11 protein-coding genes, 5 tRNA genes and 3 rRNA genes are annotated in these 20,692 nt (G+C 47.3%); 15 read left to right on the forward strand and 4 right to left on the reverse strand.

Annotated features, from left to right (window positions below):
• Positions 1 to 3: 3 nt before the first annotated feature.
• From LACPH_RS03915 to LACPH_RS03925, 3 genes are all read left to right on the forward strand, one after another.
• Positions 4 to 75, forward strand: a tRNA-Gln gene (locus tag LACPH_RS03915).
• A 46-nt stretch (positions 76 to 121) separates the two neighbouring features.
• A tRNA-Cys gene (locus LACPH_RS03920) sits at positions 122 to 192 on the forward strand.
• 45 nt (positions 193 to 237) lie between these two features.
• Positions 238 to 321 (forward strand) — tRNA-Leu (locus LACPH_RS03925).
• A gap of 271 nt (positions 322 to 592) precedes the next feature.
• On the opposite strand, the gene LACPH_RS03930 is transcribed toward LACPH_RS03925, so the two are convergent.
• Complete coding sequence (locus tag LACPH_RS03930) at positions 593 to 787, reverse strand: hypothetical protein (protein ID WP_025013782.1); 195 nt, start codon at positions 785 to 787, stop codon at positions 593 to 595.
• 785 nt (positions 788 to 1,572) lie between these two features.
• Complete coding sequence (locus LACPH_RS03935; RefSeq protein ID WP_010493845.1) at positions 1,573 to 2,115, reverse strand: sigma-70 family RNA polymerase sigma factor; 543 nt, start codon at positions 2,113 to 2,115, stop codon at positions 1,573 to 1,575.
• Positions 2,116 to 2,565: 450 nt separating this feature from the next.
• Between LACPH_RS03935 and LACPH_RS03940 the strand changes: the two genes are divergently transcribed.
• The 4 genes from LACPH_RS03940 to LACPH_RS03955 all read left to right on the forward strand — a co-directional run bounded on the left by LACPH_RS03940 (position 2,566) and on the right by LACPH_RS03955 (position 7,772).
• Entirely contained in the window at positions 2,566 to 4,266 is a 1,701-nt protein-coding gene (locus LACPH_RS03940; RefSeq protein WP_370531193.1) for an APC family permease, read from the forward strand.
• A 234-nt stretch (positions 4,267 to 4,500) separates the two neighbouring features.
• A complete protein-coding gene (locus tag LACPH_RS03945; RefSeq protein WP_087911754.1) occupies positions 4,501 to 5,709 on the forward strand; it encodes a glycosyltransferase family 4 protein in 1,209 nt (402 codons plus the stop codon).
• Positions 5,710 to 5,711: 2 nt separating this feature from the next.
• The gene (locus LACPH_RS03950) at positions 5,712 to 6,740 is read left to right on the forward strand and encodes a glycosyltransferase family 4 protein (RefSeq protein ID WP_274784556.1); all 1,029 of its coding nucleotides are present in this window, start codon (positions 5,712 to 5,714) and stop codon (positions 6,738 to 6,740) included.
• Between the two features lie 12 nt (positions 6,741 to 6,752).
• Entirely contained in the window at positions 6,753 to 7,772 is a 1,020-nt protein-coding gene (locus LACPH_RS03955; protein WP_274784557.1) for a lysylphosphatidylglycerol synthase transmembrane domain-containing protein, read from the forward strand.
• 134 nt (positions 7,773 to 7,906) lie between these two features.
• Here LACPH_RS03955 and LACPH_RS03960 read toward each other — a convergent pair whose 3' ends face one another.
• The gene (locus LACPH_RS03960) at positions 7,907 to 9,079 is read right to left on the reverse strand and encodes a pyridoxal phosphate-dependent aminotransferase (RefSeq protein WP_274784558.1); all 1,173 of its coding nucleotides are present in this window, start codon (positions 9,077 to 9,079) and stop codon (positions 7,907 to 7,909) included.
• A 166-nt stretch (positions 9,080 to 9,245) separates the two neighbouring features.
• Between LACPH_RS03960 and LACPH_RS03965 the strand changes: the two genes are divergently transcribed.
• From LACPH_RS03965 to LACPH_RS04000, 8 genes are all read left to right on the forward strand, one after another.
• Positions 9,246 to 9,521 carry a YkuJ family protein gene (locus tag LACPH_RS03965; RefSeq protein WP_010493839.1) on the forward strand — a complete coding sequence of 92 codons (276 nt, stop codon included), beginning with the start codon at positions 9,246 to 9,248 and terminating at the stop codon, positions 9,519 to 9,521.
• A 492-nt stretch (positions 9,522 to 10,013) separates the two neighbouring features.
• Positions 10,014 to 12,110 carry an LTA synthase family protein gene (locus LACPH_RS03970; protein ID WP_010493838.1) on the forward strand — a complete coding sequence of 699 codons (2,097 nt, stop codon included), beginning with the start codon at positions 10,014 to 10,016 and terminating at the stop codon, positions 12,108 to 12,110.
• Positions 12,111 to 12,412: 302 nt separating this feature from the next.
• Positions 12,413 to 12,874 (forward strand): Fur family transcriptional regulator, encoded by a 462-nt coding sequence (locus LACPH_RS03975; protein ID WP_025013988.1) that lies wholly within the window; start codon positions 12,413 to 12,415, stop codon positions 12,872 to 12,874.
• A 473-nt stretch (positions 12,875 to 13,347) separates the two neighbouring features.
• Positions 13,348 to 14,917 (forward strand): 16S ribosomal RNA (locus LACPH_RS03980).
• Between the two features lie 219 nt (positions 14,918 to 15,136).
• Positions 15,137 to 18,054: ribosomal RNA gene (locus LACPH_RS03985) — 23S ribosomal RNA — on the forward strand.
• 199 nt (positions 18,055 to 18,253) lie between these two features.
• Positions 18,254 to 18,370: ribosomal RNA gene (gene rrf / locus LACPH_RS03990) — 5S ribosomal RNA — on the forward strand.
• The 16S, 23S and 5S rRNA genes sit together here with 2 tRNA genes alongside, the layout of an rRNA operon.
• Positions 18,371 to 18,377: 7 nt before the next feature.
• Positions 18,378 to 18,450, forward strand: a tRNA-Asn gene (locus LACPH_RS03995).
• 8 nt (positions 18,451 to 18,458) lie between these two features.
• A tRNA-Ser gene (locus LACPH_RS04000) sits at positions 18,459 to 18,548 on the forward strand.
• 269 nt (positions 18,549 to 18,817) lie between these two features.
• On the opposite strand, the gene LACPH_RS04005 is transcribed toward LACPH_RS04000, so the two are convergent.
• On the reverse strand, positions 18,818 to 20,650 hold the full coding sequence (locus LACPH_RS04005; RefSeq protein ID WP_274784562.1) for a SpaA isopeptide-forming pilin-related protein: 1,833 nt from the start codon (positions 20,648 to 20,650) through the stop codon (positions 18,818 to 18,820).
• Positions 20,651 to 20,692 lie beyond the last annotated feature (42 nt).

The following is a 20,692-nucleotide window of genomic DNA, read 5'->3' on the forward strand; positions in this document are numbered from 1 at the left end:
TACTGGGGTATAGCCAAGCGGTAAGGCAACGGACTTTGACTCCGTCATGCGCTGGTTCGAATCCAGCTACCCCAATTTTCTCCAACTGCCATAGGAGAAACGCGCTTAACTTGATGAATATGGCGGTGTAGCCAAGCGGTAAGGCATGGGTCTGCAAAACCTTGATCGTCGGTTCGATTCCGATCACCGCCTTATCTTGCGGTTAACGCCCAGCAAGAGAGTGCCATTTTACATTATGCCGGTGTGGCGGAATTGGCAGACGCGCGGGATTCAAAATCCCGTTCCAGCAATGGAGTATCGGTTCGACCCCGATCACCGGTAGACTTGCCCCTATAGTGGGGCTTTTTTTGTACCTTGAAATAGGTGAGGGGTCTAAAGAAAAAATGATCGGCTATCTGGTAATTTCTGTGCCAAATGCCGATCATCTTTCATTCATGAACCGTTTTCGAATTTACTGTTCGCTGTTTGATTTTTGTCATTTGCCGCCAGCTTTTTCTGGTGAATAGGCTCATGGTGTGGTCTGAGTGGTACTTTTCGGTGCGCATAAGGAACTTTGGGCTTTATTTTCCGATTTATTGGGTCTGAAACAGGCTTACTGTCCATTTGCCATGAATTTAAGAATGACGATCCCTAAACCGATGATGATGAGCAGTATCGCGATCAGATTAACGCCGCGGTTGACACTTCGATAGTGGGTGAAGAATCCATAATCAATGCGCGTGTTTACGGCTGCGATCAACATGCCTAAGACAAATAGCGCACCACCGATAACAATAACGATATCCATTTTGATTTCCTCCATTTCTGCGTGGAAATTGACTGCTCAATATTTTGGTTCTGTTTTGAAAAGAGGAATGCCAAGCAGTCATAAATAAGTGTATGGCAGCGTTAGTCATTCATCACTGTGGACGTGTGAATGCGGCCTCAGGCTTTTTCAATGTCATCTAATTAACAGGTACCTTCTGTAGATGTGATGGACATGCGCTCAGGTTAGTGTTTTTTGTGTCACCAGGTTTTCTGAGTGCATGTGAGACGCGCTGTCTTTTGCAGCACACATCTTGAGGTCTGTCGCTGTTGCTTTTCCATAACTTGTTGCCTTCTATTGATCATATCAATAATGACGCCAAAAATCGACTCTTCGGAATCGATCGATCTCTACGTGTGTCCAACTGGCTTGGTAGGCTGATTTGAAGAGATTTCGGCGTGAGCTGGACTGTTTCAATACTGAATAGATAAAGTTTTTTAAAGTGGCAAGTTTTACAAGGATTTGACACTCCAACTTGGCTGGATTGATGCGTATTGCTTGCTTAAAAGTTGTGGGTTAGTTTTTTGTGTTTGCTGTCCCAAATCCCTAAACGGGTGGTCGCTTTAACGGAATGAGACTATGGCCACTCTCAGGATTCCAGAAAGTTGAAGATAAAAGCACTCCTAAGCTAAATGCCGGTTTGTAACCCGGTTTTTAGCTAAATAAATTCATATCACGCAAAACTGCCTTACCGTGTCCGTCGTTAACGGCCATGGTAAGGCAGTTGTGGCGTTTCAGCAATCCCGGGAAGCTTTTTAGAGTTCTTGTTACTCGTCTTCCCGCGAGAACTTCAGAATCTTCGCGCGAGCGCGTTCCAACGCGCGTCGATGCCGATCAAGCATGGGCTTTTTGGACGGGTATAGAATGGCCGCCTCAAATGCCTCATATTCCAGGGGTGATAGACTTTCCAAAAACTGTAAGAATTCAACGCGCATTAGCAGTCCGTCTTCAACTGAGCGAATTGCCAGTCGATCATGCAAGGACTCGAGTGACGTGTCATTGACCGGAATAGCGTTGGCGTCAATGCGCCGTTTATGGGCAAAGTGTTTGCGCAACACCGAGCGCAGGTGGGATTTTAAAACCATCCGATAGTAGGGGCCAAACTGTGAGCCGCTGCTGCCGTCATAGCGAACAACGGCTTTAAGCATCGCAATCCGGGCCTCCTGCATCCAATCGTCGTATGAAAAGTCTCTGAGATGGTAAGGTTTTAAAACCGTCAACACCAATGGCCGATACTGAGCGAACAATTTGCCAAATGCTGCCGAATCGTTTACAGCTTCACGTATGAGTTCTATTTCTACTTGTTTCATATCGCCTCCTCCCTCCGATTAACTAACAGTATTACCCTGTAATGACAAGATTATTCTACAATAAAACGTTTGCAATTGAATAGCGAACAATTGTTCAGTTATACCATTTAATCACTTGTATGCTCGCGAAAAGGAGAACAGATAGCACTTTTGAAAATGCAAAATTAATAACATTATTTTCTTATTTTTTTCGCGAAAAAATGAGAGCGTGCGTATTTAATGCTGAAGCGACAACTTTTTTAAATGAGATCCCGCAATTGAAGCTTCAACTAAATTCCACATTAACGATTGCCAAAATAAAATCGGTATGTGAGGACAGATCGTTCTATTTTTCGTTTCAGGTGACAAGGATGATTGATTTCTGCAAAGACCCCAAAAAATCTCAGGCACGCGCCACCAGTCCCATGACTTTGTTTGTGGCGCCATCCTACGAGTCAGGTTATTTTACATATGGAGAAATCTGCGTTAAATTATAAAAGTCATTTTATAAGGAGGGTTCATATTATCGCTTCTAAAGGAAAAGATAATAAAATTGGTCTATTTCAATTAGTCATGCTGGCGCTTGGTTCGTTGATCGGTTCCGGCTGGCTTTTTGGATCATGGGAAGCAGCCGCAGTTGCCGGACCAGCTGCGATTTTTTCCTGGATCATTGGTGGCGTCATCATTGGGGTCATCGCTTATAACTATGTCGAACTGGGGACCATGTTTCCTGAGTCTGGCGGGATGAGCAAATTTGCCCAGTATTCACATGGTTCGCTGGTCGGTTTCATCGCATCGTGGGCCAACTGGATTTCGTTGGTCACCTTGCTGCCGATCGAAGCTGTGGCGGCCGTGCAGTATATGGCGTCGTGGCCGTGGCAATGGGCGGGCTTTACTCGCGGCTTTTTAAAGGCAGGCAAGATAACGCCGGAGGGCTTGCTAGTCGTCTTTGCGTTTATTATTATTTTCACATTGCTTAATTACTGGTCAGTCACGCTGTTGACGCGGTTTACCAGCTTCATTTCGATTTTTAAAATCGGGGTGCCGCTGCTGACGATTATTTTGCTGGCAATGTCGAGCTTCCATCCCGAAAATTATGGACACTCGTTGGCCACCTTGATGCCATATGGGAGCGCACCGATTTTTGCGGCAACATCGGTATCAGGGATTATTTTCTCGTTTAATGCGTTCCAGACCGTGATCAATATGGGCAGCGATGTTAAACGCCCGCAGAAAAACATCGGACGTGGCATCGGCATCTCGCTGTTAATCAGCGGGGTGATCTATATTTTGCTGCAAAGTGTCTTCATTACGACGATCTCGCCGAACATGTTGGCAACGCACGGGTGGAAAGGATTGAATCTCAATTCACCATTTGCTGATCTGGCCATTTTATTAGGAATTCACTGGTTATCCGTTTTACTTTATATGGATGCCTTTGTGTCGCCATTTGGTACCGGCGTCTCGTTTGTCGCTTCATCAGGGCGCGCACTTCAGGCCATGGTCGGGAACAACCATATTCCTAAATTCATCGGTAAAATTGACGAAAAATACGGAACGCCGCGAGTCGCAATGGTAGTCAATGCAGTCTTGAGTATGGTCATGGTCTCGATTTTCCCGTCTTGGGGAACACTGGCAAGCGTCATTTCGACGGCTACGCTGATCGCTTATCTGACTGGTCCGGTTACGGTTATCTCATTACGCGACATGGCACCTGACTTTAAGCGACCGGTTAAGTCAGCCAGATTGCGTTTCATGGCACCCTTGGCGTTTGTGTTAACTTCACTGGCAGCATATTGGGCGAAGTGGCCAACGACAGTGGAAGTCATCGGCGTCATCTTCTTAGGCATTCCACTGTATTTATTTTATGAATGGCGTTCGGGCTGGCGTTCGACATGGCAACAGCTGAAAGCGTCCGCGTGGATGATCGGCTACCTGATCTTCCTGTCGGTCATTTCCTTAATTGGCAGTCGTGAGTTTAATGGTTTAAACTGGATTCACTATCCCATGGACTTTGTGGTGATTGTGATAGGTGCGATTGTTTTCTACTTCTGGGGAATCAACAGCCACATTTTTTCCAAGTATTTCCGCAGAGCACGGCGGGTCAATGCCAAAGTTAAAATGCCGCCATCTGATGATAGCACCCATGCCGAGAAGACGGCTAAAAGATGATTGCTTTGTTGGCTATTATTAAAAATGTTATGGATAGCGAATGGAGAAGATAGTTTATAAAAGGCTTGGCTTCAACAATGCTTACAAAACGACTGGGAAAAAACTTACGACTTTTGCCTGATGAGGTTAATTTGACGGCAAGGTAAGATAATTCTAAAGGTTTGTGAGAAAATTGCATTTAGCTAAGCCTATCTTTATACTTATACTAAACAAATGACGTCTGGAGGGGATCAGGTGAATATCGGGATTTTTACAGATAGCTACTTTCCGCAAGTCAGCGGTGTCGCGACGTCCATCAAGACCTTGAAGGACGATCTAGAGCGCAAAGGTCATCAGGTTTATATTTTTACGACCACTGACCCACATGTGCCGGATGATGCTGTCGAGCCCAACTTATTCCGTTTTACGAGTGTGCCATTCGTGTCCTTTACCGATCGGCGAATTGCGGTGCGCGGATTGTTCCATGCCTATGCCGTAGCAAAGGAACTGAACCTGGATATTGTCCACACACAAACCGAGTTTTCAATGGGTTACATCGGCAAGTTTGTGGCGAAGCAATTAAAGATTCCAACCATCCATACTTATCACACGATGTATGAAGATTACCTGCACTATGTTTTAAATGGCCATCTGCTAAAGCCGTATCATGTGAAGCAATTTACGCGTGCCTTTCTTTATCATGTCAGTGGCGTGATTGCGCCGTCTGAACGGGTTTACGATACGTTACGGCGCTATGGTGTCAAAACGCAGATTAAGATCATACCGACCGGAGTTGACTTAACCCAATTTGCCGAGCAAAAAGATCCGCATCTTCGTGAAAAGCTGGGCCTAGCTGATGTACCGGTCTTGATCTCACTCAGTCGGGTTGCTTATGAGAAGCGGATCGACAAGGTGATCAGTGCGATGCCGGCCATTTTGGCGCAGATTCCTAACGCCGTGCTTTTAATTGTTGGTGACGGTCCAGCGCGAGAAGATCTGGAGACACAGGCCGCCGAGTTAGAAATTGCCGATCATGTGCGATTCACCGGTGAAATCAATCATGATGATGTGGGTGATTATTACCGGGTTGGCGATGTTTTTGTGTCGGCAAGTGATTCGGAGTCCCAGGGGTTAACCTACATTGAAGCCATGGCGGCAGATCGAAAAGTGGTGGCTTTGTCAGGCGATTACACCGATCATTTACTTGATGATCCGGCACTTGGAACCACTTTTTCAACGGAAGCGGAAATGGTTCATCAAGTTGTGAATTATCTGCGTCATCCTAACGCTTATGATGACCCTAAACCGCGTGCTGAAAAACTAGCTGCCATTTCTGCGGATCGTTTCGGGGATCGCGTGCTTGATTTCTATCGTGATGTTATCAGTCATTATTCGCCTAATGAAGCTGATGAATCTGCGCCATGGACCGATGAAAGTACGAGTAAACGGACCATGAAAGGCTAACTATGATCGTTATTAACATGTTTTCGTCCGCTAATAAAGTGGCGGGGCAAGGCGTGGGGGCAGTTTACACAGAATTAATGGGGCTGCTCAAGCATGACTTTGCCAATGAGTTTCAAATCAATGTGAATCGTTATACGCGCAGTGACATTAGCCATTATCATACAATTGATCCTAAGTTTTACGCCTCAACCTTTTCCAAAAAACGAGGTCGAAAAATCGGATTTGTTCATTTTGTTCCCAGCACGTTGGATGCCAGCTTAAAGTTGCCGCGAGTTGCGCGGTGGACGCTTGATAAATATACGCTTGCCTTTTATAAGCGGATGGATGAATTGGTCGTGGTCAATCCCAATTTCATTCCGAAATTGGAAGCTTATGGGATCAGTCCCGACAAAGTGACGTATATTCCGAATTTTGTTTCGCAACGGACGTTTCATCCAGTGTCAGCCGAGAAACGGCAGGCATTACGCCATGCAAACGGATTCAAACCCGATGACTTTGTGATCTTCGGTGCCGGTCAGGTGCAAGATCGGAAAGGCGTCGGTGATTTTATCAAATTGGCCCAACAGAATCCTGACTTTCGGTTTGTATGGGCTGGCGGATTTTCATTTGGCCGGATCACTGAAGGCTATGAACGGCTTAAGCAGGCAGTAGCAAATGCGCCGGCAAACCTGGACTTTACCGGTATTATGCCGCGGGAAACCATGATTGACTACTATAACATGGCGGACCTGTTTCTTTTGCCGTCTTTTGAAGAGCTGTTTCCGATGTCGGTGCTTGAAGCTTTTGCAACCGGTACGCCGGTTATGGTACGTGATCTTGAGCTTTACCAGCAGATCATCACCCCTTATGCCATTACCGCGGCTGATGTCGATGATATGCAGGCGCGGATTCGGGCCTTGGCGGATGACCGGGAGTTGTTGGCAACTTATGCGACTAAAAGTCATCAGGCAGCGCAGGTTTATGCGGAAAGCCGCCTTGAAAAGATCTGGCACGATTTCTACGTAAAGCAAGCCGCGTTAGGGAAGCAATAGCCGAGGAGTTATATGACACGGAAGAACAAACTGGCCGTCCTAATCATGGTTCTGATTGGCGCCGGCATTTTTATTTACGAAGCGCGTGATTTGAATGGCGCCAAGCTGGTGCACGAGTTATTATCACTTGATCTAAAGTGGTTGCTGGTGGCCTTTTTGCTCATGTTCGGCTCATGGATTGTCGAAACGTTTGTCGTCCAGATTTTTATCAAGAACGGGACGGATACACTCGATTTTAAGACGGCGCTCCGGGTACCACTGGTCGAGCAGCTATTCAACGCGATTACGCCAATGGCTTCCGGTGGTCAGCCGGCTCAGTTATTTGCGCTGATGCAAAGCGGCGTTGAGGCCGGTCGTGCGAGTTCGGTACTTTTGATGAAGTTTGTCGTGTATCAGTTTATGGTGCTGATTAACTTCATCCTGACGTTGGTCATCGGTTTTGATCAGGTTTCCAGACATTTTGGTGCGCTTGCTATCTTCATTGTGTTTGGGTTTGTGATTCACGTGATCGTGATTGCTGGCTTGCTGATGGTGATGTACTATTACAAATTTACCAAGCGCTTGGTTAGACTCATCATGGTGCCGGTTGGCTGGTTTGTGAAGCCGGAAAGAAAACTGGCGATGCAGACCGATCTTGATCATAAAATCGATACGTTTTATGCGGAAAGTCTGCATTTAAAGCGGGAAAAAGTACGCGTGATCAAGGCTTGTTTACTGACGCTGGTGCAGCTGTTGCTTTATTATGCGGTGCCGTATTTTGTTCTTCTGGCACTCGGGGTTAATCACGTCAGCATTGTTGAGGTGATTGTTCTGCACGTCATGATCGTCATGATCGTGAGCCTGTTCCCGATTCCTGGCGGTGCTGGCGGTGCGGAATACAGCTTTAAGACGCTGTTTGCGACGTATGTTGCCTCGCCATCCAAGTTGGTGTTAGGGATGTTATTGTGGCGTTTTTTAACTTATTATCTCGGCATGATTTGCGGCATCATCGCGATGGCCTTACCACCCAAAAAGTCGGATAAGGTTTCCTGAACATCAGGTGTTGCGCTGCGGTTTGTGTTCAGAGACTCAGACAAATCAAAAGTGACGTTAGAGACATGAATCAAGATTGTCTCTAACGTCACTTTTTTAGGTGCTGTGCTCAGTCAGTACATTTTTGGCAGCAATCAGGCAGTGCGACTGGCGATGAAAGCGCGCAGCCGTTTGACCGCTTCTTTAAGGTCGTCCATTGAGGCGGCATAACTGATCCGGATGTAGCCTTCACCACCAGGGCCGAATGCAGTTCCGGAAATCAGGGCCAGCTTCTGTTCATTGGCTAGCGCTTGGGTAAATTCACGCGAATGCATATGAAGCCGTTCGGGAATTTTGGCAAAAAGGTAAAAAGCACCATCAGGGCGGGCCACTTCAAAGCCCATTTGAATAAGGGCAGCATAAACAAAATCGCGCCGTTTGATATAGGCTGCCTTCATGACCTGGGCATCGTCGGTACCATTCGTTAAGGCTTCGATGCCGGCACGTTGCGCAATGGTAGTTGCGGCAGTAACAAGATACTGGTGCACCTTTTTGGCTTCAGCGATTAAGTGACGCGGACCCATCAGGAAACCGATGCGCCAGCCGGTCATGGCGTGGGATTTAGATAGGCCATTGACGACAAATGTCCGATCGTATGCATAACGCCCCATCGAAATATGGGTAGCACCATAAGTCAGCTCGGAATAAATTTCGTCACAGATCATATAAAGATCATGTGCTTCAGCAATTGAAGCGATGGCCTTAATTTCGGCAGCGTGGTAGGTCACGCCGGTGGGATTGCTAGGATAATTCAGGATGATACCCTTAATTTTGGCATCAGGGTTGGCAGTAATGGTGGCCTCGATGAGTTCCGGTGTCAATACAAAATCGGTTTTGCTGGTGTCGATATAAATCGGCGTTACATGATTCAAGGTTAAAAGCGGGATGTAGCCAGGGTAGATGGGGGAAGGAACCAGGATCGCATCACCAGGATCGCTAATCGTGGTAATCGCCGTTGCCAAGGCTTCTGTCGCGCCCACGGTCACCAGGATTTCATCCGCGGCATCATAATCCGTTCCATACTTAGTTTTGAAAAAATGCTGGGCCGCTGCCCGTAATTCAGGGTCACCAACCATGCCGGTGTAATGGGAATAGTTTTCCTGAATGGCTTTGATCCCCGCCTGTTTAACGTGTTCTGGTGTGTTAAAATCAGGCTCACCCAAGGTCAATTTCAAAATGCCGGGAATTTTACTGACGCTTTCGTCAAATTGCCGGATTTCACTGACCTCAATCGCCGGTAATTGTTCATTTAGTGGTTGCAATGTCATACGCGCGCTCCTTATATGTAGGTTGCAAATAGCATAGTCCATTTACCCGTCGTCGCGCAACGTTATCAAAGCGGATAAAACTGCAATTTGAAGTGATATTTCTCCCACAGAGGCGGCGGTTTATGCTAAGCTATTTCTTGAAATAGGAAAATTAGGAGGCCATTTTATGAAACAATCACAGCTCGTGGCCATCATCAAACGCCTCGAAGCCATGCAGACAGGCGACGGCGAGACGCAGTCACGCCGCTTCGAAAAAAATGGTGATGAAAAGGGCCTCGTGACATACGATCCCAAGACCGAAACTTATGAACTTGAAGAACTAGGAACGCACCAGACTTTCCAGTTTGACAACATCGATCTTGCGGCCATGGAAATCTATGATCTGATGGATTTTGATGAAGACGAGGACACTAATGATACTAACGACAGTGACCAGGCTTAAGTCTGAGTGCTGAACGAGGCGGACTTGAAAGGGTTGGCCTCTTTTTTATGTGAGCGTGAGCAGGAGCGCTTAGAAATCGGAGTGTAAGTGGCCTCAAGCCTAAATGGCTGGGTTTTGCCATTTAGGCTTGAGGTCCTTACACGTAGATTTCTGCGACTGCGAACGCGTTATAGAAAGCGAAAATCAATTAGCTTTTTGCCTCTAATAGAACAATCCCCAGTAAGAAATCATTGACCGTTGCGCCAAAACCCTTACAATGCAGACTCCTGCGCCGGTAAACGCTCTATGGAAAGCAGAGCTTCGCATGACACGCACCGTAAATAATACAACGCTCGTTCTCCACGATATCCGGGCGTCCTATTTTAAGGCTTCTTTAAGATTGCCCATAATTAAGCCTTAATCAACGGTGAACATTTGTCTTTTGAGAAACGAGCGGTTATCCTAGCGAATGTGCTATACTTTTGACATTAAACAATGACTTGGAGGCTCCAAATGAACCAGATCGGCACTAAACTTCGAGGTTTTTTCAATACAAGACTCGGCTTTTTGGCCCTTGCCATTGTCTTATTCTGGGCAAAGACGTACTGGGCATATCAAGCCAAATTTAACTTGGGAGTCACCGGCAGCTTTCAACATCTGATTTTGGCGATTAATCCCATCCCGACAACGCTTTTTCTTTTTGGCATTGCTTTATATATGTCCGGACGAAAATCGTATGTCACGATGCTGGTAATTGATGCATTGACGTCTGTTTGGCTTTTTGCCAATGTGCTTTATTATCGGGAATTCTCAGACTTCTTGACGTTTGCGTTGATCAAAGGATCGGGAGCAGTTTCCAATAACTTAAACAAAGGGATCATGGGGATTGTTCAACCAACGGATTTCCTGGTTTTTGTTGACGTTGTGGTTTTGATTTTGTTGCTGGCGTTTAAAGTGATTCGCATGGATATTCGCCCGATCAAAAAACGGTTTGCTCTCGGTGTTTCGTTGCTGGCGGTATTGATGTTTGGCGCCAACTTGGCGATGGCCTACAGCGATCGTTCTGGTTTGCTGACCCGGACTTTTGATAACAACTATATCGTCAAGTATCTCGGCCTGAATGCTTACACGGTTGTCGATGGCGTTAAGACAGCTAAAAACAGCGCCACCAAAGCTAATGCCGATTCGAGCGATGTTAAGTCAGTACTGAATTACTTAAACAAAAATCGCGTCGCCCCAAATGCGGAATACACGGGTGTGGCAAAAGGTAAAAATGTTTTCATCATCCACCTGGAGAGCCTGCAGCAGTTTATGATCGACTTCAAATGGGATGGCCAGGAAGTCACGCCAAACTTGAATAAGCTGTATCACGAATCTGACACTTTATCGTTTGATAACTTCTTTAATCAAGTTGGCCAAGGTAAAACCGCGGATGCCGAAATGATGATGGAGAACTCATTATTTGGCTTACCTGAAGGCGCAGCTATGGTGACAGATGGCACGACCAACACGTTCCAGGCAGCTCCGGCTATTTTGGATCAGCATGGCTACACGACCGCTTCATTCCACGGGGATGTACCAAGCTTTTGGAATCGCGATAATACGTATAAGTCTTGGGGGTATGATTACTTCTTCTCGAAGAATTACTTCTCAAGCGGTAAGAATTATGACGTGGGCTATGGTCTGAAAGACAAGATCTTCCTTAAAGATTCGGCTCAATACATTGAACAGCTACCTCAGCCGTTTTATGCCAAAATGATCACGGTTACCAACCATTATCCGTATACTCTAGATAAGGCCAACCAAACGATCAGTAAAACCGATACAGGCGATGACACGGTAGACGGGTATGTGCAGACGGCGCGCTATCTTGACGAAGCCATGGGTGAATTTTTCAATTGGTTAAAAGAAACCGGGTTGTATGATAAGTCGATGATTGTGTTATACGGCGACCACTATGGGATTTCCAACAACCATAAAAAGGCGATGGCTAAGTTAACCAACATCTCCGGCTTTAATGACTATAACAACGCCATGTATCAACGAGTGCCGTTTATGATCCATATGCCAGGACTCAAAGGCGGCATTAATCACACGTACGGTGGGGAAATCGATGCGTTGCCGACCATTTTGAATTTACTTGGTGTCAAGGATAACAACACTGTTCAATTTGGTTCTGATTTGCTGTCGCCCAACCATCCACAAACAGTTGCATTCAGAAACGGGGATTTTGTGACGCCTGACTTTACCAAGGTGGGAAGTCAGTACTTTAACACCAGCACTGGCAAGAAGATCAGCAAACTATCAGCCAGTCAGAAAAAGACAGTTGACGCGGCTACCAACCGCGTGACGACTGAACTTTCCTTGTCAGATCGCGTGATTAACGGCGACCTTCTCCGATTCTATACGCCAAGCGGCTTTAAAAAAGTCGATCGCAGTGACTTTTCGTATAAGTTAACCGATACGAAGAAGAAGCTCAAAGCTGCCCAAAAAGACGGTACGAGTCTGAAGGCGCAAAATAAGGGTAAGTCTACGGTGGATGAATACAAAACCGATGCGCCCGAACTTAAAAGCAGTAGTGATGACGATAGCAGCGATGACTCAAAGTAGTCATGATGATTATGGTTTAGCAGTGCCCACTGAGGCGCTGCTTTTTTCAATTGACAGCCTGTCTTCATAGGGGCGCTTTGTAATGTGTAAAGGTGACAATATGATCAAAGCCCTTGGCCAAATTAGATGTATCAGGGCTGTCGCTGAGGGATAAGTCCGTTTTGGTGCACACAAGCTCATGCGTCATTCTTGAGTGCCCAGTACTGAGAAATTCTAAACTTTTGTAAGTAAAGGTTGTGCTACATTAGAAAAAGGCGTACAATTTTACTAGATGATAATGTTTATAAATTAGGAGGTTGGCGATGAATCAGGCGGTTTATAACAAGACAATTAACTTGCTCAAAGCAAAGCAGATTCGGGTCACACCACAGCGTGAGGCGATCATTTCATATATGATCGACAGCACCGCACATCCGACAGCCGAGATGATTTATGCAAAGCTTTCACCGCAATTTCCGCATATGAGTGTTGCCACGGTGTATAACAATTTGCGTCTGTTGGTGGATCTTAATCTAGTTGAAGAAATGTCTTCCAATGATGCGGCAACACATTTTGATTTTCCAATTGAACCGCACTACCATGCGATCTGCACAAATTGTGGTAAGATTTTTGACTTTACCTACCCAGGAGTGACAGACGTTGAAGCCGTTGCTGCCAAAGAAACCGGATTTAAGGTGAGCGGTCATCACCTTGAAGTCTACGGTATTTGTCCTGATTGCCAGGTTAAATTGGGTATGAAGCCAGCAAAGCAGCATACAAAGTGAACAATAATTTGCGTCGAAAAAGTTAAGTTATTTCAGTTTATGCGGTTTTCAGGCCTAGCCTGATTGCCGCACTTTTTGATTTTGCAAGAAAAGTTGTGAGTGAGTGGATACTTTTCCTTTGTGACAAGCATTTTACGACCATGAATCGTGCAGATATTTTGAGAAAAATGCTTGCGCGCCGACGAGGTTACTGGTATTATATTATTGCTGTCAAAAACCGAACTTTCTTTTTAGAAAGTGATAGAAGGCGCTTCATAATCTTGTTGTGAAGCTGATTAATAAAAAGTGTTGACACTCGTTTGTTGGCATGATAATCTATCGAAGTTGTCTTTTGGCAAGATCGTCCTTTGAAAACTGAACAAAGTTTCGTTTAAATGTGCAGGGTCCTTGATACTTCGGTATCGAGGCAAAAAGTAACATTTGCGAAGTCAATTCGCTAGAACAACAAATCGAGCTATTCGAACAGCTCATATTTATATGAGAGTTTGATCCTGGCTCAGGATGAACGCTGGCGGCGTGCCTAATACATGCAAGTCGAACGAGTTTTGGTCGATGAACGGTGCTTGCATCGTGATTCGACTTAAAACGAGTGGCGGACGGGTGAGTAACACGTGGGTAACCTGCCCTTAAGTGGGGGATAACATTTGGAAACAGATGCTAATACCGCATAAATCCAAGAACCGCATGGTTCTTGGCTGAAAGATGGCGCAAGCTATCGCTTTTGGATGGACCCGCGGCGTATTAGCTAGTTGGTGAGGTAACGGCTCACCAAGGCGATGATACGTAGCCGAACTGAGAGGTTGATCGGCCACATTGGGACTGAGACACGGCCCAAACTCCTACGGGAGGCAGCAGTAGGGAATCTTCCACAATGGACGCAAGTCTGATGGAGCAACGCCGCGTGAGTGAAGAAGGCTTTCGGGTCGTAAAACTCTGTTGTTGGAGAAGAATGGTCGGCAGAGTAACTGTTGTCGGCGTGACGGTATCCAACCAGAAAGCCACGGCTAACTACGTGCCAGCAGCCGCGGTAATACGTAGGTGGCAAGCGTTATCCGGATTTATTGGGCGTAAAGCGAGCGCAGGCGGTTTTTTAAGTCTGATGTGAAAGCCCTCGGCTTAACCGAGGAAGCGCATCGGAAACTGGGAAACTTGAGTGCAGAAGAGGACAGTGGAACTCCATGTGTAGCGGTGAAATGCGTAGATATATGGAAGAACACCAGTGGCGAAGGCGGCTGTCTGGTCTGTAACTGACGCTGAGGCTCGAAAGCATGGGTAGCGAACAGGATTAGATACCCTGGTAGTCCATGCCGTAAACGATGAATGCTAGGTGTTGGAGGGTTTCCGCCCTTCAGTGCCGCAGCTAACGCATTAAGCATTCCGCCTGGGGAGTACGACCGCAAGGTTGAAACTCAAAGGAATTGACGGGGGCCCGCACAAGCGGTGGAGCATGTGGTTTAATTCGAAGCAACGCGAAGAACCTTACCAGGTCTTGACATCTTTTGATCACCTGAGAGATCAGGTTTCCCCTTCGGGGGCAAAATGACAGGTGGTGCATGGTTGTCGTCAGCTCGTGTCGTGAGATGTTGGGTTAAGTCCCGCAACGAGCGCAACCCTTATGACTAGTTGCCAGCATTCAGTTGGGCACTCTAGTAAGACTGCCGGTGACAAACCGGAGGAAGGTGGGGATGACGTCAAATCATCATGCCCCTTATGACCTGGGCTACACACGTGCTACAATGGATGGTACAACGAGTTGCGAGACCGCGAGGTCAAGCTAATCTCTTAAAGCCATTCTCAGTTCGGACTGTAGGCTGCAACTCGCCTACACGAAGTCGGAATCGCTAGTAATCGCGGATCAGCACGCCGCGGTGAATACGTTCCCGGGCCTTGTACACACCGCCCGTCACACCATGAGAGTTTGTAACACCCGAAGCCGGTGGCGTAACCCTTTTAGGGAGCGAGCCGTCTAAGGTGGGACAAATGATTAGGGTGAAGTCGTAACAAGGTAGCCGTAGGAGAACCTGCGGCTGGATCACCTCCTTTCTAAGGAAACAGACATTAAGTCTGACGGAAACCTGCACACACGAAACTTTGTTTAGTTTTGAGGGGACGACCCTCAAGCACCCTAGCGGGTGCGACTTTGTTCTTTGAAAACTGGATATCATTGTTGTAAATGTTTTAAATTGCCGAGAACACAGCGTATTTGTATGAGTTTCTAATATAGAAATTCGCATCGCATAACCGCTGACGCAAGTCAGTACAGGTTAAGTTACAAAGGGCGCACGGTGGATGCCTTGGCACTAGGAGCCGATGAAGGACGGAACTAATACCGATATGCTTCGGGGAGCTATAAGTAAGCTTTGATCCGGAGATTTCCGAATGGGGGAACCCAGTACACAGCAGTGTATTGCCTGCAAGTGAATTCATAGCTTGTCGGCGGCAGACGCGGGGAACTGAAACATCTCAGTACCCGCAGGAAGAGAAAGAAAACTCGATTCCCATAGTAGCGGCGAGCGAAGTGGGAAGAGCCCAAACCGAGAAGCTTGCTTCTCGGGGTTGTAGGACTGGACATTGGAGTTACCAAAGTTCGACGTAGTCGAAGTCAGCTGGAAAGCTACGCCATAGAAGGTGAAAGCCCTGTAAACGAAACGGCGGATCCTCCGTCCAGGATCCTGAGTACGGCGGAACACGTGAAATTCCGTCGGAATCCGGGAGGACCATCTCCCAAGGCTAAATACTCCCTAGTGACCGATAGTGAACCAGTACCGTGAGGGAAAGGTGAAAAGCACCCCGGAAGGGGAGTGAAACAGTTCCTGAAACCGTGTGCCTACAATTAGTCAAAGCCCGTTAAGGGGTAATGGCGTGCCTTTTGTAGAATGAACCGGCGAGTTACGTTTGCCTGCGAGGTTAAGATGAAAAGTCGGAGCCGGAGCGAAAGCGAGTCTGAACAGGGCGAATGAGTAGGCAGATGTAGACCCGAAACCAAGTGACCTACCCATGACCAGGTTGAAGGTGTGGTGAAACACACTGGAGGACCGAACCCATGTATGTTGAAAAATGCTGGGATGAGTTGTGGGTAGCGGTGAAATTCCAAACGAACTTGGAGATAGCTGGTTCTCTCCGAAATAGCTTTAGGGTTAGCCTCGGAGGATGGATCATGGAGGTAGAGCACTGTTTGAACTAGGGGCCCATCAAGGGTTACTGAATTCAGATAAACTCCGAATACCATCGATCTTACTCCGGGAGTCAGACAGTGAGCGATAAGGTCCATTGTCGAAAGGGGAACAGCCCAGATCACCAGTTAAGGTCCCTAAATTTATGCTAAGTGGAAAAGGATGTGGCGTTGCACAGACAACTAGGATGTTGGCTCAGAAGCAGCCACCATTTAAAGAGTGCGTAATAGCTCACTAGTCGAGTGACACTGCGCCGAAAATATACCGGGGCTAAGCATAATACCGAAACTGTGGGTGCACCCGTCAGGGTGCGCGGTAGGAGAGCGTTCTAAGGGCGTTGAAGGTCGATCGTGAGGACGGCTGGAGCGCTTAGAAGTGAGAATGCCGGCATGAGTAGCGAAAGATCAGTGAGAATCTGATCCACCGTATGACTAAGGTTTCCTGGGGAAGGCTCGTCCTCCCAGGGTTAGTCGGGATCTAAGGCGAGGCCGCAAGGCGTAGTCGATGACAAGCAGGTTGAGATTCCTGCACTAGTTTATTTTGTTTAAGCGATGGAGGGACGCAGGAGGCTAAGGAAAGCGCACGGCTGGAAAAGTGCGTCCAAGCCGCAAGTCTGGTGGCGAGTGAAATGCTTGCGACCATAAGGACAAGCGGTGATGGGGAGCGAAATTAAAGTAGCGAAGTTCCTGATGTCACACTGCCAAGAAAAGCTTCTAGTGAGAAATAAACTACCCGTACCGCAAACCGACACAGGTAGTCGAGGAGAGTATCCTCAGGTGAGCGAGCGAACTCTCGTTAAGGAACTCGGCAAAATGACCCCGTAACTTCGGAAGAAGGGGTGCTGACCGCAAGGTCAGCCGCAGTGAATAGGCCCAAACAACTGTTTATCAAAAACACAGGTCTCTGCTAAATCGAAAGATGATGTATAGGGGCTGACGCCTGCCCGGTGCTGGAAGGTTAAGAGGATGAGTTAGCGCAAGCGAAGCCCAGAATTGAAGCCCCAGTAAACGGCGGCCGTAACTATAACGGTCCTAAGGTAGCGAAATTCCTTGTCGGGTAAGTTCCGACCCGCACGAAAGGCGTAATGATTTGGGCACTGTCTCAACGAGAGACTCGGTGAAATTATAGTACCCGTGAAGATGCGGGTTACCCGCGACAGGACGGAAAGACCCCATGGAGCTTTACTGTAGCTTGATATTGAGTGTTGGTACCGCTTGTACAGGATAGGTAGGAGCCGTAGAGATCGGAACGCTAGTTTCGATGGAGGCGTTGGTGGGATACTACCCTAGCTGTATGAACACTCTAACCCGCGCCACTAATCGTGGCGGGAGACAGTGTCAGGTAGGCAGTTTGACTGGGGCGGTCGCCTCCTAAAATGTAACGGAGGCGCCCAAAGGTTCCCTCAGAATGGTTGGAAATCATTCGCAGAGTGTAAAGGTAGAAGGGAGCTTGACTGCGAGACTGACAAGTCGAGCAGGGACGAAAGTCGGGCTTAGTGATCCGGTGGTTCCGTATGGAAGGGCCATCGCTCAACGGATAAAAGCTACCCTGGGGATAACAGGCTTATCTCCCCCAAGAGTCCACATCGACGGGGAGGTTTGGCACCTCGATGTCGGCTCATCGCATCCTGGGGCTGTAGTCGGTCCCAAGGGTTGGGCTGTTCGCCCATTAAAGCGGTACGCGAGCTGGGTTCAGAACGTCGTGAGACAGTTCGGTCCCTATCCGTCGCGGGCGCAGGAAATTTGAGAGGAGCTGTCCTTAGTACGAGAGGACCGGGATGGACGTTCCGCTGGTGTACCAGTTGTGCCGCCAGGCGCATCGCTGGGTAGCTATGAACGGAAGGGATAAACGCTGAAAGCATCTAAGTGTGAAGCCCCCCTCGAGATGAGATTTCCCATTCCTATATGGAAGTAAGACCCCTGAGAGATGATCAGGTAGATAGGCTGGAAGTGGAAGTGCAGCGATGCATGGAGCGGACCAGTACTAATCGGTCGAGGACTTAACCAAGTAGAGCGTGAGCAGGAGCGCTTAGAAACCGGAGCATAAGCGGGCCTGAGTTCGTTGGCCGGGTTTTGGCCAATGGACTCAGGGTCCTTATGTGGAGGTTTCTGCGACTGCGAACGCGTTTCGATGAAATACGCCGATTCTCAGCAAAGCAAACAACCAACAATGATAGCCAGTTTTGAGAGCGCAAAGTTCTCATAAGTGTGGTGGCGATAGCAAGAAGGATACACCTGTTCCCATGCCGAACACAGAAGTTAAGCTTCTTCACGCCGAGAGTAGTTGGTGGGAAACTGCCTGCGAGGGTAGGAAGCTGCCACGCTGTTTATTCCGGTTTAGCTCAGTTGGTAGAGCACCTGACTGTTAATCAGGTTGTCGTCAGTTCGAGCCTGACAACCGGAGTTTTTTATGGAGAGTTGTCCGAGAGGCTGAAGGAGCATGGTTGGAAACCATGTATACGGGTTTTACCTGTATCAAGGGTTCGAATCCCTTACTCTCCGTTTTGTTGTCTCTACATACTTTCCAAAAGAACCCGAAATGCTGATTCGATAGCATTTCGGGTTCTTTTTTTTGCCCTATTTTGATTGTTTTAAACTTTCGGTGCACAAGCTGTGCACAAATCGAGATCCTTCAGGTATTTGCAACAGCTAGTTTACTGATTATTATATCAATTTTGTGTAAAGTGGCTACGTTTTAAACGTTACTTTAGTCCAAGATCAATGATAACAGCCTCATTATGTCATCATGGCAATTTACTGATTAGTTCAATCTACTTGCGAACTTTAACGAACAGGACAACGCCAATTAATGTTAGAAAGCTACCTAACATGGCGGCGGCGATTTCCAGGCGTTCGCCAGTGTCCGGCAGATGACGCTGATTTTGAGAATGATTCATGCCTCCGGGCTGGTTGTTAGATTTGGATAGCAGTTCGGCGCTTGAATTGGAAGAATCACTTATGGATGTAGGAGGCTCTGAGGATTTTGACGGGTGCTTCGGTCTTAAGGTAGAAGAACTGCTTACCGATGTAGAGGACTCTGACGAGGTAGCGGGCAGCTTGGAACTTGAATTAGAAGAATCACTTACAGATGTGGAAGGTTCTGACGAAGTGGATGGGCCCTTGGGTCTTGAAGCAGAGGAACTACTTACTGATGTAGAAGGCTCTGACGATGTTGAAGGGCGCTTAGGTGTTGAGGCAGAGGGGATACTTACCGATGTGGAAGGTTTTGATGATGGGGATGGGAGGCTGGAACCTGATTCAGACGGCTTGCTTGCAGACGCAGAAGGCATCGATGATGTCGAAGGTTTGACCGGTGGCGGGGTCACGGAAGCTTGGTCGTTTGCTTGAATGGTGACTTGCGGGTGTTGGATATTAATTGTAAAGGGTAACGGCGTTTGGTTGCGTTCGTAGCCATTAGGTGCTTTTGTCTCAACAAAGTAATAGCTACCAGCCAATAATTGACGAACCGTTAGCTGACCTTGGGCATCGGTTGTTAGGTTTGCGCGAACCAAGGTGTGGTTGGCGCGGTAAAGAGCAAAAACCGCGCCCGTTAATACCTTGTTGGGTTGGTCTTGATCACGTTTGGTTAGTGTGACTTGGCCAACTTTACCGTTACCGCTGCCATTATCTGTCCACACGATTTTGCCTTTTGCATCTGTCGGCAAGCCACTGCCTTGATTCTGAGCTTCTGCAGATACTTGGTTTGTCCACGTTGTCGTTTGAGCAAAACTGGCTGGGTTTGGATTTGTCCATAAATCAATCTTAATGGCTTGATCGATATTACCTAGTTCAATTTTAATTTGGTTTCCGTTAATTTGATAATTCGGATTCATAGTGCCGCTTTGGTGGAACACTCCTTGGGAATAGCTGCCAGTTTCAACTTGGATTTTTCGAGTGGCGTCAAAAGTTTGGCCACTGCCAAGGATGTCATTGAGAACTAGTTGGTTAACTTGGACCATTTGGGGATTGACGGTGATTTCCCACTGGAGAATTTTAGGTCGGCCAAGGCTATCGACATACTGAGCTTTTTCAGCTGCTGAAGCATTAGCGGGTGGCAGGACTGCCCATCCTGATTTAGCAATATACCAGCCGACTTGATGATGCTCATGGTCATCATATGTACCTTGGGCAGTAAAGGTTAAAGTACCAGTTCGCCCTACAGTGGAATGACTGAAGAAGTCGGTGAACGTCAAAAGAGCTGTTTGGCTGCCTGCTTTAGCGGAAAACTTGCCGATAACGGCGCCTGTTTTGGGATCTTTCACTGGAAAACTAAGATCGGTTTGAATGACGACCGTGGCCGGTAAGTTAACTTTTGCCATATCGCCAGCCGCAATGACAGTTTGGTCGGGCACGCGCCAATGGTAATTAAGGGTGTAGATGAAGTCTTTGGAAAGTTTAGGCTCACTGGTGACATCATGGCCATTCATATCGGTAATCGTCGCATCGTTGCTATTCAATCCAATCATCGGAATACTTTTGTCAGCACTCGTGGTTGCAGCTTTGCTTGACGTGAATGCCAAAGCCGAAACCAACAACGAAAAAACAAACAAGATAACAAAGAACCGACGTGAAACGCGGTTACCTTCACGACTTTGACTTTGCACGGGAATACCTCCAGTCAATTTCTATTAAATAAATTATAACAT

The organism is Lacticaseibacillus parahuelsenbergensis (genome assembly GCF_030770265.1).
Lineage (GTDB): Bacteria > Bacillota > Bacilli > Lactobacillales > Lactobacillaceae > Lacticaseibacillus > Lacticaseibacillus casei.

What these genes read in the sequence shown, in the direction of transcription:
- LACPH_RS03930 (WP_025013782.1), bottom strand. Translation starts at nt 787, where the DNA reads ATGGATATCGTTATTGTTATCGGTGGTGCGCTATTTGTCTTAGGCATG.
- LACPH_RS03935 (WP_010493845.1), bottom strand. Translation starts at nt 2,115, where the DNA reads ATGAAACAAGTAGAAATAGAACTCATACGTGAAGCTGTAAACGATTCG.
- LACPH_RS03940 (WP_370531193.1), top strand. Translation starts at nt 2,566, where the DNA reads ATGGAGAAATCTGCGTTAAATTATAAAAGTCATTTTATAAGGAGGGTT.
- LACPH_RS03950 (WP_274784556.1), top strand. Translation starts at nt 5,712, where the DNA reads ATGATCGTTATTAACATGTTTTCGTCCGCTAATAAAGTGGCGGGGCAA.
- LACPH_RS03955 (WP_274784557.1), top strand. Translation starts at nt 6,753, where the DNA reads ATGACACGGAAGAACAAACTGGCCGTCCTAATCATGGTTCTGATTGGC.
- LACPH_RS03960 (WP_274784558.1), bottom strand. Translation starts at nt 9,079, where the DNA reads ATGACATTGCAACCACTAAATGAACAATTACCGGCGATTGAGGTCAGT.
- LACPH_RS03965 (WP_010493839.1), top strand. Translation starts at nt 9,246, where the DNA reads ATGAAACAATCACAGCTCGTGGCCATCATCAAACGCCTCGAAGCCATG.
- LACPH_RS03970 (WP_010493838.1), top strand. Translation starts at nt 10,014, where the DNA reads ATGAACCAGATCGGCACTAAACTTCGAGGTTTTTTCAATACAAGACTC.
- LACPH_RS03975 (WP_025013988.1), top strand. Translation starts at nt 12,413, where the DNA reads ATGAATCAGGCGGTTTATAACAAGACAATTAACTTGCTCAAAGCAAAG.